Annotated in this window: 17 protein-coding genes; 15 read left to right on the top strand and 2 right to left on the bottom strand. The window is 65.7% G+C overall.

Annotated features, from left to right (window positions below; translation table 11 throughout):
- From ABFK29_RS18670 to ABFK29_RS18640, 7 genes are all read left to right on the top strand, one after another.
- Positions 1–765 carry a citryl-CoA lyase gene (locus ABFK29_RS18670; protein WP_040604837.1) on the top strand — a complete coding sequence of 255 codons (765 nt, stop codon included), beginning with the start codon at positions 1–3 and terminating at the stop codon, positions 763–765.
- A 4-nt stretch (positions 766–769) separates the two neighbouring features.
- The gene (locus ABFK29_RS18665) at positions 770–1,483 is read left to right on the top strand and encodes an SDR family NAD(P)-dependent oxidoreductase (RefSeq protein ID WP_005861157.1); all 714 of its coding nucleotides are present in this window, start codon (positions 770–772) and stop codon (positions 1,481–1,483) included.
- Between the two features lie 59 nt (positions 1,484–1,542).
- A complete protein-coding gene (locus tag ABFK29_RS18660; protein ID WP_005861156.1) occupies positions 1,543–2,526 on the top strand; it encodes a Bug family tripartite tricarboxylate transporter substrate binding protein in 984 nt (327 codons plus the stop codon).
- A gap of 76 nt (positions 2,527–2,602) precedes the next feature.
- On the top strand, positions 2,603–3,124 hold the full coding sequence (locus tag ABFK29_RS18655) for a tripartite tricarboxylate transporter TctB family protein (protein WP_005861154.1): 522 nt from the start codon (positions 2,603–2,605) through the stop codon (positions 3,122–3,124).
- 3 nt (positions 3,125–3,127) lie between these two features.
- Positions 3,128–4,633: a tripartite tricarboxylate transporter permease gene (locus ABFK29_RS18650; protein WP_005861152.1), complete on the top strand. Its 1,506-nt coding sequence runs from the start codon at positions 3,128–3,130 to the stop codon at positions 4,631–4,633.
- Positions 4,634–4,647: 14 nt separating this feature from the next.
- Entirely contained in the window at positions 4,648–5,457 is an 810-nt protein-coding gene (locus ABFK29_RS18645) for an SDR family NAD(P)-dependent oxidoreductase (protein ID WP_232281586.1), read from the top strand.
- Positions 5,458–5,738: 281 nt separating this feature from the next.
- Complete coding sequence (locus ABFK29_RS18640) at positions 5,739–6,407, top strand: GntR family transcriptional regulator (protein ID WP_005861148.1); 669 nt, start codon at positions 5,739–5,741, stop codon at positions 6,405–6,407.
- A gap of 4 nt (positions 6,408–6,411) precedes the next feature.
- On the opposite strand, the gene ABFK29_RS18635 is transcribed toward ABFK29_RS18640, so the two are convergent.
- Positions 6,412–7,725 carry an amidohydrolase family protein gene (locus ABFK29_RS18635; RefSeq protein ID WP_005861146.1) on the bottom strand — a complete coding sequence of 438 codons (1,314 nt, stop codon included), beginning with the start codon at positions 7,723–7,725 and terminating at the stop codon, positions 6,412–6,414.
- A gap of 214 nt (positions 7,726–7,939) precedes the next feature.
- Here ABFK29_RS18635 and ABFK29_RS18630 point away from each other — a divergent pair, with 214 nt between their 5' ends.
- From ABFK29_RS18630 to ABFK29_RS18600, 7 genes are read left to right on the top strand one after another with little or no spacing between them, the layout of a single operon-like run.
- On the top strand, positions 7,940–8,992 hold the full coding sequence (locus tag ABFK29_RS18630; protein ID WP_040604835.1) for an extracellular solute-binding protein: 1,053 nt from the start codon (positions 7,940–7,942) through the stop codon (positions 8,990–8,992).
- Between the two features lie 14 nt (positions 8,993–9,006).
- Positions 9,007–10,086, top strand: coding sequence for an ABC transporter ATP-binding protein (locus ABFK29_RS18625; RefSeq protein ID WP_005861142.1), 1,080 nt, complete (start codon positions 9,007–9,009; stop codon positions 10,084–10,086).
- A complete protein-coding gene (locus tag ABFK29_RS18620) occupies positions 10,083–10,913 on the top strand; it encodes an ABC transporter permease (protein WP_005861140.1) in 831 nt (276 codons plus the stop codon). Before ABFK29_RS18625 ends, ABFK29_RS18620 begins: the two co-directional genes overlap by 4 nt.
- A complete protein-coding gene (locus ABFK29_RS18615) occupies positions 10,910–11,710 on the top strand; it encodes an ABC transporter permease (protein WP_005861138.1) in 801 nt (266 codons plus the stop codon). The genes ABFK29_RS18620 and ABFK29_RS18615 overlap by 4 nt, the downstream gene beginning before the upstream one ends.
- Positions 11,711–11,714: 4 nt before the next feature.
- Positions 11,715–12,602, top strand: a complete 888-nt coding sequence (locus tag ABFK29_RS18610) for an allantoinase PuuE (RefSeq protein ID WP_005861136.1) — start codon at positions 11,715–11,717, stop codon at positions 12,600–12,602.
- The gene (locus ABFK29_RS18605) at positions 12,599–13,948 is read left to right on the top strand and encodes an amidase (protein ID WP_005861134.1); all 1,350 of its coding nucleotides are present in this window, start codon (positions 12,599–12,601) and stop codon (positions 13,946–13,948) included. Before ABFK29_RS18610 ends, ABFK29_RS18605 begins: the two co-directional genes overlap by 4 nt.
- On the top strand, positions 13,948–14,694 hold the full coding sequence (locus ABFK29_RS18600) for an aspartate/glutamate racemase family protein (RefSeq protein ID WP_005861132.1): 747 nt from the start codon (positions 13,948–13,950) through the stop codon (positions 14,692–14,694). Before ABFK29_RS18605 ends, ABFK29_RS18600 begins: the two co-directional genes overlap by 1 nt.
- A 148-nt stretch (positions 14,695–14,842) precedes the next feature.
- Here ABFK29_RS18600 and ABFK29_RS18595 read toward each other — a convergent pair whose 3' ends face one another.
- Positions 14,843–15,520: a GntR family transcriptional regulator gene (locus tag ABFK29_RS18595; RefSeq protein WP_005861130.1), complete on the bottom strand. Its 678-nt coding sequence runs from the start codon at positions 15,518–15,520 to the stop codon at positions 14,843–14,845.
- A gap of 286 nt (positions 15,521–15,806) precedes the next feature.
- Between ABFK29_RS18595 and ABFK29_RS18590 the strand changes: the two genes are divergently transcribed.
- On the top strand, positions 15,807–16,862 hold the full coding sequence (locus tag ABFK29_RS18590; RefSeq protein WP_005861128.1) for a TRAP transporter substrate-binding protein: 1,056 nt from the start codon (positions 15,807–15,809) through the stop codon (positions 16,860–16,862).
- Positions 16,863–16,867: the final 5 nt, after the last annotated feature.

Here is a 16,867-nt window from a genome sequence, read left to right as displayed (position 1 = left end):
ATGTCCACGCAGGCGCCGACCACGTCCTTGTGCCGGTACACCGACACGGAGATCTTCTACCGCGACCGCAATCTCGTCGACGACCTGTTGTCGGGCGAGGCGGACTTCGTTTCGGTGATGATGAGCCACATCCTCGGGCGCGAGGTGTCGCCCGCGCAGCAGCGGGTGATGCACGCCATTCTGATCGTGATGATGGAGCACGGCCTGACGCCAAGCGCCATCGCCACGCGGTCGATCTACATGTCCGCGCCGGAGAACCTTCAGGGCGCGGTGGCGGCGGGCCTTCTGGCCGTGGGCAGCCAGTTCGTCGGCACCATCGAGAACAACGCCCGCCTTCTGGCGGAACTGGTGGACCTCGACGGCGACGCGCAGGCAACGCGCGCGGCAGAGATCGTGCGCGAGCATCGTGCCCGCAAGGCACATCTGCCGGGCTTCGGCCACCACCTGCACCGGCCCGACGACCCGCGCGCCCTGAAACTGATCGAGATCGGCAAGGCGGAAAGCGCTTCGACCCGGTATGTCGATGCGTTGCTGACGCTGTCGGCCGCGGTCGATGCGGAGTTCGGACGCCACATCACCATCAACGCGACCGGCGCGACGGCAGCCTTGCTGGGCGATATGGACATTCCGGTCGTGCTGATGCGCGGGTTCGCCGTCATCTCCCGCGCGGCAGGGCTGGTCGCCCACATCGCCGAAGAGCAACAGAAACCGTCGGGCCGCTTCATCTGGGAAACGGTCGACAAGGCGATGCCGTTCGGAGACTGATGCCATGACGGATCATGCCATCGTGACAGGCGGGGCGCGCGGCATTGGCGCGGCCATCGCGGAACGGTTGAAGGCGGAGGGCCTGTCGGTCGCCGTGGTCGACCGGATCGCGCCGGAGCATGGGCATGCGGATGCGTTCCTGGAACTCGACCTGTCGGACGTGGAGGCGACGCGGGACGCGCTGGCCCGCTTCTGCGAAGGGCGGCGCGTGACGCGGCTGGTGAACAATGCGGGGATCGTGATGCCCGCCACCGTCGAGGACACGGATCCGGCCTCCATCGATCAGGTCTCTGCCGTCAACCTGCGCGCGCCGCTGGTCTGTCTTCAGGCCGTGCTGCCGTCGATGAAGGCGGCGGGGATGGGGCGTGTCGTCAACATCTCCAGCCGCGTGGCGCTGGGGAAGGAACTGCGCACCGCCTACGCGGCGACCAAGGCCGGGCTGCATGGCATGACGAAGACATGGGCGCTGGAGCTGGGCCGTCACGGCATCACCGTGAACGCGGTGGGGCCGGGTCCTATCGCCACCGAGTTGTTCAACAAGGTCAACCCGCCGGGCGATCCGCGCACCGAGAAGATCATCGAAACCGTGCCCGTCAAGCGCACCGGCACCCCGGAGGACGTGGCAGAGGCCGTGGGCTTCTTCTGCTCGGAAGGTGCGGGCTTCGTGACGGGGCAGGTCCTGTACGTCTGCGGCGGCATGACCATCGGTTCGGCATGACGGTCAGCGGCAGGAGGCCGGAATAAAACTTTGATCGAAACTGGAGGAGGAGAATGACAATGAAGATCAACAGAAGAAGCACGCTGGCCGCGCTCGGCGCGGTGTCGATGCTGGCTCTGGGCACGGTGGCCCATGCGCAGGAGTATCCGGCAAAGCGCATCACCATCATCGTGCCCTACAGCGCGGGCGGGTCCACCGACATCCTGGCACGCCAGGTGGCGGACGGCCTGACAAAGGTGCTGGACGAGACTGTGACGGTCGAGAACCGTCCCGGTGCCGGGGCGACGCTGGGCACGACCATGGCGGCCAAGGCGCGGCCCGACGGCTACACGCTGTTCATGGGGCAGGTGTCCTCGCACGGGATCGCCCCGGCGGTCTACAAGAACCTGCAGTACGATCCGGTCGCCGACTTTGCGCCGATCAAGCTGCTCATCACCATCCCGAACGTCATGGTCGTGAACAAGGACAGCCCCTACCAGACGGCGGCGGAGTTCCTCGACGCGGCCACGGCCGAAGGCAAGACCTTCGGGTCTTCCGGCGTCGGCAGTTCGATCCACCTGTCGGGCGAGATGTTCAAGTCGCGCACCGGAGCGAACATGACGCACGTGCCGTTCCGTGGCAGCGGTGAGGCGGTGCCCGCGCTGCTGGCGGGCGACGTCGACGTGATGTTCGACAACCTGCCGTCGGCCATGCCGCACATCCAGTCCGGCGCCCTGCGCGCGCTTGCGATGACCACGCCGACGCGCTCGGAGAAGTTGCAGGACGTGCCGACGCTGGACGAACTCGACATCCCGGAACTGGACGGGTTCGCAGCGCGGTCGTGGTTCGGTCTGCTGGCGCCCGCTAGCACCGATCCGGAGATCGTGGCAACGCTGTCCTCGGCGCTGGACGAAGTCATCGCGAGCGAGTCCTTCGTCTCTTTCGCCGACACACGCGGCGCGCAGATCGAAGGCGGCAGCCCCGAGGACTTCTCCGCGTTCATCGCGGACGAACTGTCGAGCTGGAAGACGGTCGTCGATGACGCGGGTGTGACCGTCGAGTGATGCACTTCCCGCGAAGGCGGCCATTGCGGGCCGCCTTCGCGGACACCGATACGTCGGCCAGAGGGAGGGGCGGACAATGAGCGACACGTCGCACCAGTCGGATGCCCGGAAAGGGCGCCGCCGAGAGATCGTCTTTGCGGCACTGACACTGATCGCTGCCGCGCTGTTCGCGGCAATCGTCATACCGGCGGGCGTGACGACGCCCGGGTCGGTCAAGCATCTGCCGTTGTCACCGGCCTTCCTGCCGTATGTTCTGACCGGAGCGATCGCGCTGTTCGCGCTGGTCCACCTGCTTGAGGCGCTGTTCGCGCCGCATGTTCCCGACGACGACGCGACGCCGCCGGACCTGCATGCGCACTGGAAATTGCGCCTTCTGGTCCTTTGCGTGCTGCTGCTGATCTACCTGCTGGTGCCGGAAACGCTGGGGATGCTGCTGACCTCCATCGTGGTGACTGTCGTTCTGATGGCGATGGGCGGTGAACGCAGGCCGCTCGTGCTGTTGGGCGTCGGCATCACGGTGCCCCTGCTGATCTACCTTTTCTTCGTGCATGTGGCGCAGGTGCCCATGCCTGCCGGTATCTTCGAAGACTGGATGTGACCCATGCTTGAGAACATCGCGACCGGCTTTCAGCTCTTCCTGACGTTCCAGAACCTGCTGGCCATCACCATCGGCGTGTGCCTCGGCGTGACGGTCGGGGCCATCCCCGGCCTGACCGCGACGATGGCCGTGGCGCTGGCGCTGCCGTTCACCTTCAACCTCGATCCGGTGACGGGCATTCTGCTGTTGGTGGGGGTCTACAAGGGCGGGGTCTTCGGCGGGTCGATCACAGCGATCCTGATCCGTGCACCGGGCACGCCCGCCGCGGCCTGCACGCTGCTGGACGGTTACCCGCTGGCGCAGAAGGGGCAGGCGGGCAAGGCGATGAACATGGCGCTTTACGCGTCCTGCATCGCGGACTTCCTGTCGAACCTGTCGCTGATCTTCTTCGCGAGCCTGATCGCCGGGCTGGCACTGGCCTTCGGCCCGCCGGAGTACTTCTGGCTGATCTGCTTCTCGCTGACGGTCGTGATCTCGATCTCGGGCTCGTCGCTGACCAAGGGGCTGATCTCGGGCCTTCTGGGGCTGCTGACCTCGACCATCGGTCTGGATCTCGTTTACGGCACGCAGCGGTTTACCTTCGACAACTTCAACCTGATGGCCGGGGTCAGCTATATCCCGCTGCTGATCGGGCTTTTTGCGTTGCCCGAGGTCATCGACTTCTACATGCGCAAGATCGCCCCGCACACCATCAAGGCCGCCGACCGCAGCCGTGTCACGATGGAGGAATTCAAGGGCAGCCTTCTGACGATCATCCGCGGCAGTTTCATCGGTGTCATCATCGGCACGATCCCCGGTGCCGGGGCGACGGCGGCGGCCTTCCTGTCCTATGGCGAAGCACGGCGGACGTCGAAGACGCCGGAGACCTTCGGCAAGGGCAACATCGAGGGCGTGGCCGCCTCCGAGTCCGGGAACAACGGCGTGGCGGGCGCGACGCTGATCCCGCTGCTGGCTCTTGGCATTCCGGGCGACGTCGTGACGGCGGTGATCCTCGGGGCTTTCATGTTGCAGGGACTGACGCCGGGACCGCTGATGTTTCAGGACAATATCACGATCATCTACGCGATCTTCATCGGCATCATGCTGAGTTCGATCGTGCTGTTCGGCTCCGGCAAACTGGCGATCCGTTACTTTGCCAAGATCGCCGACATTCCGCGCCACATCCTTCTGCCCGTGGTCCTGCTGTTCTGCGTCTTCGGCAGCTACGCGGTGCAAAGCCAGATGTTCGACGTCGGTGTGATGCTGGCATTCGGCGCTTTGGGCTACATCATGATGAAGATCAACATGGCGGCGGCGCCGTTCCTGATGGGCTTCATCCTCGGCCCGCTGTTCGAGGACAACCTGCGCCGCTCGTTCCTGATTTCCGAGGACGTCGGTATCTTTTTCCGCAGTCCGATCTGCTGGATCTTCATCTTGATCACCGCATTCTCGCTGTTCGTGGGCGTGCGCCGGGAATTGCGCATGACGCGGGCCAGACGCAGCGCTCTCCGCTCGGCAGAGGCGAAATGACAGGAGCGGCCGCCATGCAGTTGAAGGATCGCGTCGCAATCGTCATCGGCGCCGGTGCAATTGCCGAGGGCATCGGGATCGGCCGGGCCATAAGCATGGGTCTGGCGCGCGAAGGGGCCTTTGTGGTCGCCGCTGACGACAACGAGGATGCAGCGGCGCGCACCGTCGACCTGATCCGGGACGAAGGCTTCGCGGCAGAGGCAGCGGTCGTCGATGTTCTGGACGACGCAAGCGTCGAGCGGCTGGTGGAGGGCGTGGCCGACCGGCATGGCCGCATCGACATCCTGCATTGCAACGTCGGGCTCGGAAAAAGCGGACCGTCCGGCCAGACCACGCCCGCCGACTGGCGGCGGATCAGCGATGCCAACCTGACGTCCCTTCACGTCGCTGCGCAGGCGGTTCTGCCCCACATGCGCGCTCAGGGCAGGGGGGTCATCACCGTGACATCCTCCATCGCGTCTATCCGCAACGTGGGCTATCCGCACCTCGCATACTCGGCGACCAAGGCCGGGGCCAATCAGTTCGCGCGGGCGCTGGCGGTGGAACTGGCCCCCGAGAACATCCGCGTCAACGCGATCATCGCCGGTCTGATCGACACGCCGCGCATCGGCATCACGTTGGCCAACAGCTATGGCGACAAGTCCGAGCAGGAGATGCGCGCGGCCCGTGCCCGGCAGTGCCCGATGGGGCGCATGGGCTCGGCCTGGGACATCGCGGAGGCCGCGGTCTTCCTGGCATCCGACAAGGCGGGCTACATCACCGGGTCCGAGATGATCGTCGACGGCGGACTGTCCGCCAGCATCCGGCAGGTGGTGGACGGCTGATACGCACGCGACAGAAAGAACGGCACGGGACGAGCTGAATCTCGTCGTTGCGCTGGGACGGCCTTGCACATCATCTTGCTTCCTTCGCCATATTCGGGCGGATGGCCGCGTCATGGTGGGTCCTGCACGGTGGCTCCGACGTGGCAGGGGGGCGCCTGTGTCTTTGGCAATTCGTCGCGTTCCGACCGGATTTCGTGAAAAGCCGATCCGGCGCGCTTGATTTCCCGAAACGCGGCAGAGAAAGTGGAATGCCATTTTTCTGTCAGTGTAACGGATGTCCGATGGTCGATGAAATCGAAGGCATATGGGCGCCGGACGCGCCGACGGCGACGGCACAATGGGTGGCCGACATCCTGCGCGACAGGATCGTCAAGGGCGTCTACGCGCCGGGATCGCGCATCGTCGAACGCAAGATCTCTGCCGAACTCGACGTGTCTCGCACGCCGGTGCGGGAGGCCCTGAAGCTGATCGACGCGGACGGGCTGATCGCGATTTCCCGCAACAAGGGTGCGCAGGTGCTGCAATACGGCGCCGCCGAGGCGCTGGAGCTGTTCGACGTGATCGCCTCGCTTGAAAGCCTCGCAGCAGAGAGGCTGGCCGAAACCATCGACGAGGGCGCGCTGGATACCCTCGAAGAGATGCATGACCGGATGATGACCTACCACAAGATCGGCAACCACGCGGACTACTTCGACACGAATTCGGAAATCCACGATTTCATCGTGGCGTGCAGCGGCAACGGTATTGTGTTCGAAACGCATCGCAGGCTGATGGCGCGCGCGAGGCGCGGGCGGTTCCTGGCGATCATGAAGCCCGAACGCCTGACCGAGGCGGTGTCGGAGCACGAGGTGTTGATGCAGGCCCTGCGGCAGCGCGATACGGAGCGCGCGGCGCGGATCTGGCGGCAGCACCTCCTGCACACCGGCCAGACCGTCGCTGCGCTTCTCTGACCGCTCAGGCCGCCGCAGCCCGGGCCCAGAGCCCTTTTGCCACGCGCTGTGCCTCTGCCACGACCTCGGCTGCGTCGACGCGGGTGGGTTTGCGGTCGCGCACCAGCCACTCTCCCTGAACCATGACGTCGGTCACGTTGCCGGCCGATCCGGAGTGCACCACGACGCCTACCCCGTCGATGACCGGGCGCAGGTTGGGCGCCAGCGGGTCGAGCAGTATGAGATCCGCCGGGTCGCCGACAGTCAGTCGCCCGGTGGCCGCGTGAACCTTGAGCGCGTCTGCGCCGCCTGCCGTGGCCCAGCCGAAGACCTCGGCGGCATCCAGGTCGAACGACATGCCCGCGCGCCAGCGGGCGGTGGCGATGGCCATGCGCATGGCCTCGAACATGTCCGCCGATTTGGTATCCGTGCACAGCGTGATCGCTGCCCCGGCATCCCTGAGCGCCTTGATCGGTGCGGCTGCGCCGAAGCTGGCGTTGCCGATAGGGGCATGCGTGACGACGCCACCCGCCGCGCCGAAGCGGGCGATGTCGCTGTCGGACATGAAGATGCAATGCGCGGCGATCAGGTCGGGCGACAGCAGCCCCACGTCGTCGAGAAACTCGGTCGGGGTCATGCCTTCGCGGGCGAGGATCTGGTCCACCTCCATTTGCGACTGGCTGAGGTGGGTGTGCACCTGTTTTCCCGTGCGCTCGGCGAGGGCGCGAAATTCGGTGAACATGTCCCGAGAGCAACTGTCCGGCGCGTGCGGTGCGAGGATGGTGCCGATCCGGTCGTGCCCGTCCCATTTCTCCACAAGGTCCAGTGCGGCGCGCAGGGTTTCGTCTCCAAGCGCAGGCGCGCGTTCGAAACGGCCTTCCGCAAGGGCGGCCGTGTCCATGTCGATGACCCGGCCACCGACCATGGCGCGCATGCCCATCTCGTCGGCGGCGCGGGCCAGCGCCTCGGGGCAGCGATAGTAGTCGACGATGGTGGTGGCCCCCGCCATCAGCATTTCGAGCACGCCCAGCCGTGCGAGCGCGTGTGTTTCCTCCTCTGACAGCCAGTGCCCCTGTGGAACGCCAGGGATGTAGGCGGGGGCAAATCCTCTGTCCTCGACCATGCCGCGCACGATCATCAGGGGCGAATGGTTGTGGCTGTTCACAAATCCGGGAAGGCACAGCGACCCCCGGGCGTCGGCGACCTCTGCGCCCTCGGGCGTCGCTAGGCCGGTACCGATTCCCGTCACGATGCCGTTTTCGCCGATGACGATGTCCGCGTCCGTCCGGACGGGTGCGCCGTGAGTCACGAGCGTGACGTTTTTCAAATGGAATGCCATTTTGGTTTTCCTTTAGCCTACGAGTTGGGCGTCGCCGCTGCAGAGGGCGCAATTTTTGACGTCTTTGTGTTTCCGTGCCGTCCGCAAGGGTTTTGACCTGGCCCCACGCCGACAGAATCGAGCTAAGGCAAATGGCATCCCATTTTCAAGTCGGCAGAAGAACCGGCGCTTCAAACAGCGAAATGGTCTCATGATCCGAACAGAGAGGAACGTCATGACACAGATTCAGAAAGCCGGGCTGACACGCCGCAGCCTGCTGCGCACCTCCGCCTTGGCCGCCGTCGGCACGCTGGCGGCGCCCTCCATCCTGCGCGCCCAGTCGAGCGAGATCGTCATCGGCTGCGCGGGTTCGCACACCGCCTGGATGGAACAGATCGTCGTCCCGCACATGAAGGAGGCGATCGGCGCGGATATCCTGTTCGAGGGCACGAAGTCCTCCGTGAACCTCGAAAAGATGGCGTCCAACAAGGATGCGCCGTACCTGTCGGTGGTGCAGATGGACGACCCGGTGATGATCCAGGCGGTCGAGGCCGATCTGCTGACGCCGATCACGCCCGACGCCGTGCCGAACATGACCGACCTGCGCGCCGACGCGGTGCACATGGACGGTATGTGGTGCAACTACGTGCAGCCCTGGGCGGGCGTCGCCTACAACACGGATTACGCCGAGGGCGTGCCGTCGTGGGAAGCGCTCTGGGCGCCGGAGAACGCCGGGCAGGTCATCATTCCATCGCTGCAGAATACCGAAGGCATGTGGACCATGTTCGTCGCCGCGATGCTGGGATCGGGCAAGCCGTTCTCCGAAGCGCAGTATGAGGTCGACGCGGCCTTTGCCAAACTGGAGGAGCTGAAGCCGAACCTGCTGTCGGTCTACACGACCATGAGCCAGGCCTTCAATCTGCTGGAGCAGGGCGAGATTTCCATGCTGGCGGGCAACTTCTCGTCCTACACGCTGCCGCGCAAGGCAGAGGGCGTGCCGGTCGATCTCGCCGCACCGAAAGAAGGCATCTTCGCCATGCCGTCGGGCATCTGCCTGGTGAAGGGCGGGCCGAACCCGGAGCTGGCACAGGCCTATGTCAACGAGATGCTGGGCGAGACCATGCAGGCGGCGATTGCCGACTTCGCGTCGTCGGTGCCGGCCAACACAACCGTCAAGGCAGGCGCCGTCATCCCGGATGGTGTGCCGATCTACTCTCCAGACTGGGCCTTCGTCGCCGAGAACCGCCGCGCGTGGATCGAACGCTTCGACAAGCTCATGGCGCTCTGAGGCGGACTGCGGACATGGCTCTGGATCAAGGCAAACCGGTTTCCCGCTACCTCGACGTCGTGGGCGTGGAGAAATCGTTCAAAGGCACACGGGTCATGTCCGACATGAATTTCCGGGTGAACCGGGGGGAGCTTGTGTCTCTCCTCGGTCCCTCGGGCTGCGGCAAGTCCACGCTGCTGCGCATCGTCGCCGGTCTGTTGGAGGCCGACGACGGGTCGGTGGTGCTGGATGGCCGCGACATCACGCGCATCCCCGCGCACAAACGCAACGTGTCGGTGGTCTTTCAGAACTACGCGCTGTTTCCACACCTGACCGTGGCCGAGAACGTGGCCTTCGGGCTGCGCGCGCGCGGCATGGCGAAAGGCGACACCGGCGCACCGGTGGCAGAGGCGCTGTCGCTCGTGCGCATGACCGAATTCGCCGACCGGCCCATCGCGGCGCTGTCGGGCGGGCAGCAGCAACGCGTCGCCGTGGCGCGCGCGCTGGTGGTCGGCCCCGACCTTTTGTTGCTGGATGAGCCGTTTTCGGCCCTCGACCGCAAGCTGCGCGAGACCATGCAGGTCGAACTGAAGTCCCTGCTGCTGGATCGCGGCATCACCGCCATCTTCGTGACCCACGACCAGGAGGAGGCGATGGGCGTCTCCGACCGGATCGCGGTGATGAATTCCGGCCGGATCGAACAGTTCGCGGATCCCTCGACGCTCTACGCCCGGCCCACGTCGCCTTTCGTGATGGACTTCGTCGGCCTGTCCACCCGGGTCACCGGCACGGTGGCCGAGCAGGCCGGAGGGACGATCACGGTCGATACGCCCTACGGCGCGCTACGAGCGAAGAGCGAAGCCGCCGTCGGTACGCGGGTCCTGCTGGGCGTCCGGCCCGAACTGATCTCCGTCGGCGAAGGAGAGAACACCATTCCCGCACGGCTGGCCGATGTCATGGTGCTGGGCTCGAAGACCGTGCTGCACGGCGCGGCGCAGGAGGGCGACCGGGTGCTGTGCGAATTGCCCGGCATCCGCAGCGGCCTGACGCGCGGACAGGAGGTCATGCTGGGGTGGAGTGTCGACGATACCCTGGCCTACGAGGTCGCGGCATGACGGCCCGTATCGACCGTATCGCCCTTCTTGCGGTTCCCGGGCTGGCCTATCTTGCCGTGATCTACGCGCTGCCCCTGCTGATGCTGCTCGCCAAGTCGGTGCAGACCGCCGAGGGCTTCTCGCTCGCGGAATACCGCGCCTTCTTTGCCGACGAATACAACCTTCGCGTCCTGTGGCGCACATTGCGCGTGGCCGCTTTGACCACGCTGCTGGCGCTCGCCATCGCCTATCCGACCGCCTTTGTCATGAGCCGCGCCAAGGGGCCGTGGCTGACCGTCTTCCTCGTGGCGATGGTGTTGCCCATGTCGCTGGGCGTGGTGGTCAAGGCCTTCGCATGGTCGATCCTGTTCCGCGCGAACGGTTTCATCAACACGTCGCTGCAATGGATCGGCCTGACGGAAAAGCCGGTGCGGATGTTGTTTACCGAGACGGCCCTGGTCATCGGCGCGGCGAATGTCTTCCTGCCGTTCATGGTGCTGCCGATCTACGCCGTGGTGCGCCAGCTTGACCGCGGCCTGCCCGAAGCTGCGGTCTCGCTGGGTGCCGGGCCGTTCTTCCGGTTCTTCAACGTCACGCTGCCGCTGACCTTGCCGGGTGTGGTGGCCGGATCGGCCTTCACCTTTTCCATGGCCATCTCGATGTACGTGATCCCCTCGCTGATCGTGGGCGAGCGCCAGCAGACGCTGTCCATGCTGATCGCCCGCAGTTTCCTCTACCTGCGCAACGAGCCGCTTGGCTCGACCATCTCCGCCGTGCTGCTGGCCATCGCGATCTTCGTGGTCGTGTTCTCCAGTTGGCTGGCCCGGCGACTGGGGGCACGTACATGACGCAGACCGACCGCATCTTTCGCACCCTTAGCTGGATCGTCGCCCTCGGCTGCGTCGTCTTCCTGATGCTGCCGATCTTCATCACCGTGGCGGCGTCCTTCTCGGCATCGCCGGTCTACACGCTGCCACCGCCGGAATGGTCGCTGCGTTGGTACGCCTCTCTTGAGCGGCGCTCGGGCCTGTGGGATGCGGTGGTGTTGTCGCTGAACCTGGCCTTCGTCTCGACGCTGATCTCGCTGGTGCTGGGCACGCTCGCCTCCATCGCGGTCACGCGCGGCAACTTCCGTGGACGGGAGGCGATTGCCACGTTCGCCGTCTCGCCGCTGATGATGCCGGGGCTGGTGGTGGGTGTCGCGCTTCTGCAGTTCTTCCGCGAGATCGGGCTGCGCGACGCCTATGTCTCTCTGTTGCTTGGGCATATCGTCATCACGCTGCCCTTCGTGATGCGCACGCTGCTGGCGTCCATGGCGCAATTCGATTTCTCGATGATCGACGCGGCGCGCACCCTGGGCCTGAGCTATCCGAAGGCGATCCTGAAGGTGCTGGTGCCCAGCCTTGCACCCGCCTACCTCACCTCCGGCCTGTTCGCCTTTCTCGCGTCGATGGATAACTACCCGATCTCCATCTTCCTGACCGACGCACGCAACAAGACGCTGCCGATCAAGATGCTGCAATACCTGGAAGAACAACCCGACCCGTCGCTGGCGGCCATGTCTTCCGGACTGATCCTGCTGGCAATTCTGGTGCTGGTCTTCGGCGCGCGCACGGTCGGTCTGAACCGCATGATCCAGGGATGAGCGAATGAACGATCGACGCGACTTCAAAGGCTATTTCGGCGCCGAGCCCGCGCCCTGCTGGCCGGACGGCAAGCAGCTTGCGGTGTCTTTCGTGGTGAACGTCGAGGAGGGGGCAGAGTTATCCATCGGCGACGGCGATCCCCGCAACGAAAGCACCTACGAGATCCGGGAAGAGGTGGAAGGCGCGCCCGACCCCTGTATGGAGACGCACTTTGCCTACGGCACGCGGCAGGGTTATGCGCGCATCGCCGGGGCTTTCGACAGTTACGGTGTCAAGGCGACCTTCTCGACTTGTGGCCGCGTCGCGGAGCGCAGCCCGTGGCTGATGCGGGACATCGTGGCGCGCGGGCACGAAGTGTCCTGTCACGGCTGGCTCTGGCAGCGCCACGCCCACATGACACGGACCGAGGAAGAGGCAATCATCGAGCGAACCCACGCCGCGATCAAGGCGGCCTGCGGCGTTGCGCCGGTCGGCTGGCACACGCGCTCTGCACCATCGGTCAACACCCGCGATCTGCTGATCGGGCGTGGCGATTTCCTATATGACAGCGACGTCTACGACGACGACATACCTCGGATGGCGGGTGGCCATGTGATCCTACCCTATGCCTTCGACACGAACGACATGCGGTTCTCGCCCGGCGGCGGGTTCGTTCAGGCGCGGGATTTCAGCGACTATGTGATCGGCGCCTTCGACCGGCTTCTTGCCGAAGGCGAAGGCGCGGCCCGGATGATGTCCATCGGTCTGCACCTTCGCCTGATCGGGCGACCGGGCAGGATCGGCGGGCTTGAGGACGTGCTGGCCCACATCTGTGCGCATGACGATGTCTGGATCGCCCCGCGCCGCGAGATCGCCGCCTGCTGGGCCGAAGCGCAGAGGGCAGAGGCATGAACGCCATGGATCTGTCGGCCTCGGACTTCGCCGCGCGAGTCCGCGCCGGAGAGTTGTCGCCAGCCCAGGTGGCGCAGGCCGCGCGGGCACGGGTGGCGGAACGCGACCCGGCGCTGAACGCGATGACGGTTCTGAACCCCGCGCTTGACGACGAGGCGGCGGAAGTCGCTGCCCGCCTTGCCGCAGGGGAGGACCTGCCGCTGGCCGGCGTGCCGGTGGTCATCAAGGACAACATCTGGGTCAGGGGCCTGCCGGTTACACAGGGGTCGCGGCTGTTCGCGGACTTCGTGGCGCCCGAAGACGCCCGAGCCGTGTCGAGACTGCGTGCAGCGGGGGCGATGATCCTTGGCATCGCGGCTTGTTCGGAGTTCGCCTGCAAGGGCGTGACCAACACGCCCCTGCATGGCAAGACCCGCAATCCGGTGGACACGAAGCTCACCACCGGCGGATCGTCCGGCGGGCCGGTCGCGGCAGTGGCGGCGGGCATGGCGCCGCTGGCCCTGGGCACGGACGCGGGCGGATCGTCCCGGCGTCCCCCGGCGCACACCGGTCTTTACGGGTTCAAGCCGACGCAGGATCTTGTGCCCTACGGACCTGGCTTCGACGAGCCGGTGGACGGCATTTCTGCCATTTGCCCGATGGCCCGTACGCTGGACGATATCGAGTTGGCGATGTCGGTCCTTGCCGATCTGCGCCCCGGCATCCCCATGCCCGGCCCTTACGTCTGGAGCGCGGACTTCGGACACGGGCAGCCGCTCGACGCGGATGTCGCGACATCCTTCGAAACATTTGTCCGTGGCATGGTGGCGTCCGGGGGCGAGATGACCGAGGCGGCCCCCGATTGGGGAGGGCTGACCGGCGGGTCCGTCATGGCTTTGCAGCATGCCGGTCTTGCGCGTTTGTTCGGCCCGGCGTGGAAGAAGGACCCGTCCGTCTTCGATTCCGACATCGCCGGTCAGATCGAGACCGGCATGGCCCTCCGTGCCGCGACCTTGGCCGAGGCGCAACGGGCCTCGGCGCGCATCGGTGCGATCCTGAACGGCTTTCTCGACCGGTACGGTATCGTGATGGTGCCGACGACGCCCTGTCCCGCCTGGCCTGTCGATCAACTGGCGCCGACGGAGATCGGCGGCCAGCCCTGTGCGCCGCGCGACCACGCGGCCTTCACGCCGCAAGCCAACCATGCGGGCTGTCCGGCGCTGACAGTCCCGTTTGCCCGGACACGTGCCGGACTGCCCATCGGGCTCCAGATCATGGCCCCAAGGGGGCGCGACGCCGATCTGCTCGCGACCGCACGGACCATCACGGCCGCCTTGGCCCGCAACACGCACGAAAGGGCCACTTGATGCGCATTCTGCTGGTCAATCCCAACATGACCCAAGCCATGACGGACACCATGACGGACATTGCACGTGGCTTGGCCGGCGACCGGGCAGAGATCGTGCCGCTGACGGCAACGACCGGATTTCCCTACATCGCCTCGCGCGCAGAGGCTCAGGTGGCCGGGGGCATCGCGCTCGGGATGATCGCCGAGCACATCGCGGGCGTCGACGCCGTTGTGATCGCGGCCTTCGGCGACCCGGGGCTGACCGCCGCGCGGGAGGTTTTCGACGTGCCCGTCGTGGGCATGGCAGAGGCCGCCGTCCTGACCGCCGCGATGCTGGGGGAACGTCTGTCCATCGTCACGTTCTCGCCGGTGATGACGCGCTGGTATGCCGACTGCGTGCGGGCGACCGGGCTGGGCGCGCGCTTTGCAGGTGTGCGCACGCCGGATGCGCATGGGGGCGACGTGGCCAATGCGGCACAGAACATGCGGGCCGAACTGGTGACTCTGGCGCGGCGCGCCGTGTCCGAGGACGGCGCTGACGTGGTGATCCTTGGCGGCGCGCCGCTCGCGGGGCTCGCGCCCGAGGTCGCCGGAGAGATCCCGGCCGTCGTCATCGACCCCATCGCGGCCGCCGTGGCGCAGGCCATGACGCTGGCCTCCCTGCGCCTGCGTCTTGAGGGCAGGGCGTGCAAGCCGGTCGCCAAGGAGTCTGTCGGGCTGCCGCCTGCGCTGTCGCGTGTGATCGCGCATGAGGCGGCGGTCTAGATCGGGCATAGTGATTTGGTCGTGTTGCAGAGTGGCGCCATCGGTGAGGACCGCCGGACCGCGTCCCGTGGCTGGAATACCCTTCCGGACCTGAGGTTGCCCCCGAAAGGTTCGGCGCCGAGTCCGGTGGCGGCACCCGCGAAAGAGATCAGCTCTTGAAGATCTCTTCGAGGCTCGGCCGCTCGGCATGGACGGGTTCGAGGTCGAGCGTCGCCGCGATGCCGTCGATATGGGCCTTGATGACCGCGTCGAGCCGATCCGTGTCGCCCCCGGTAAGCGCCTCGACGATCCCGGCATGTTCGTCATGAGAGCAAATGCCCTGATCGGGAATCTCGTAAAGCTGGATGATCAGCGACTCCCGCGCGATCAGGTCCGCGAGGTAGCGTTCCAGAATGGCGTTGCCGGAGATCTGCGCAAGCAGCAGGTGAAACTCTCCGGACAGGGCGATCATGCTTTGTCGGTCGCCGCTGGCATGGGCCGCCTTCTCCTTTTCGATGTGCGCCCTCAGCCGGCCCGCTGCCACGGTGTCGATGCGGGCTGCCGCCTCGTGGGCGGTGGCGCGTTCGATGCAATGGCGGGCGACGAAGAGGTCGGCGGCATCCTTGACTGTCGGCTGCGCGACAGAGGCGCCGCGGTTGGGCTGATGATCCACCAGGCCGTCGAAGGCAAGGCGCGCCAGAACTTTGCGGATCGTGCCGCGCGTGGTGCCGAAGATCCGGCAAAGCTCCACCTCGCGCAGCCGTTGGCCGGGCAGGAGTTGCCGGTCGCCGATCGCGGTGCGGATGCGTTCGTAGACATCTGTCTCTGCGGCGTTGAGGCGGGCCAAGTGCGATCTCGTGGGGTTGTGACGCGTGAATATTAGGCACTGGCCGTTGGGTGTGCAATCCGGCGGTTCTCGGGGTCAGAAACGGGATCCGTGGTTAGAGAGTTGTTAACGCTTGTAAAAATACAGGCCGCGCGTCGTCTTTCGCCGAGTGGGCTCAATAATTGCGCACAAAATTAATTTTAATTGTTAACAATCTTGCCCCTTGATTGAGCGGTCGGCGCCGTGGCCGTTCATCGGTTTGCACGCGCGCCTGCGGTTTTCATGTCTGCAACAGGAGCCCCCTGCCATGCCTCGCCTTTCCCGTGTCTCGATTCTCTCTCTCGCCGCCGCTGCCGGACTGGCCCTGACGGCCCCGGCCGAGGCCCAGTCCCTGCGCTGGCTGACCCAAAGCCAGGAAAGCGCCGCGCAGTACCCGGCCGAAATCGCCGCAATCGAAGCCGCCGGAGAGGCAGGTTTCGACGTGACGCGGAACGAGTTTCAGGTCCTGGGCGTGAACCTTGCCGATGCGTTGCGGCTGGTGGGCTCCGGTGCCTTCGACCTGGCCACGGTGCAGATCGGCAGTGCCGCGAAGGACGATCCCTTTCTCGAAGGCATCGACCTGATCGGCGTCTCGACCGACATGAACGACCTGAAAGGTGCGGTCGATGCCTACCGAGAAGCGTTCAACGCGCGTCTGGGCGAGAAATTCGGCGCCAAGGCCATGGCGATCTGGCCTTTCGGTCCCCAGGTCTTTTTGTGCAGCGCCGACATGTCCTCCTTGGCCGATCTCGACGGGCTCAAGGTGCGGTCCTTCACCGCGTCGATGTCGATGCTGCTGGAAGAGCTGGGTGCGACGCCCGTGACTCTGTCCTTCCCTGAGGTCTACCCGGCGCTTCAGCGTGGCGTCGCTTCCTGCGGCGTGACCTCGCCCACGTCGTCCAACACCGGCAAATGGCCGGAGGTGACGACGCACCTTTACCCGCTGTCTGTGTCGGGCTCCGTACAGGCGCATGTGGTCAACCTCGACTGGCTGAACGGCCTCGACGAGGAAAAGCGCGCGGCCTTCGAAACCGTCATGTCCGATCTCGAAACCGCCCTGTGGGAGCTTGCGATCACCACAAACGGTACGGCGCAGGCATGTTCCACCGGTGGAGAATGCCCGGAAGGGATCTACACTTCCTACGAGATGACGCTGGTGCCGGTGTCGGATGCGGACAAGGCGAAGGTGGCCGAGATTTCCGCGACGAAGATCCTGCCGGAGTGGGGCGCCCGCTGCGAGGCCTCCTACGAGGGCTGCGTGGACCTGTGGAACGAGACGGTGGGCACGGCGCGCGGCCTGACGATCTCGCTCGACACGCAGTAAACTGA

This window comes from Sagittula stellata E-37, assembly GCF_039724765.1.
GTDB classification, from domain to species: domain Bacteria; phylum Pseudomonadota; class Alphaproteobacteria; order Rhodobacterales; family Rhodobacteraceae; genus Sagittula; species Sagittula stellata.
This window is presented reverse-complemented; position numbering and strand designations above follow the sequence as displayed.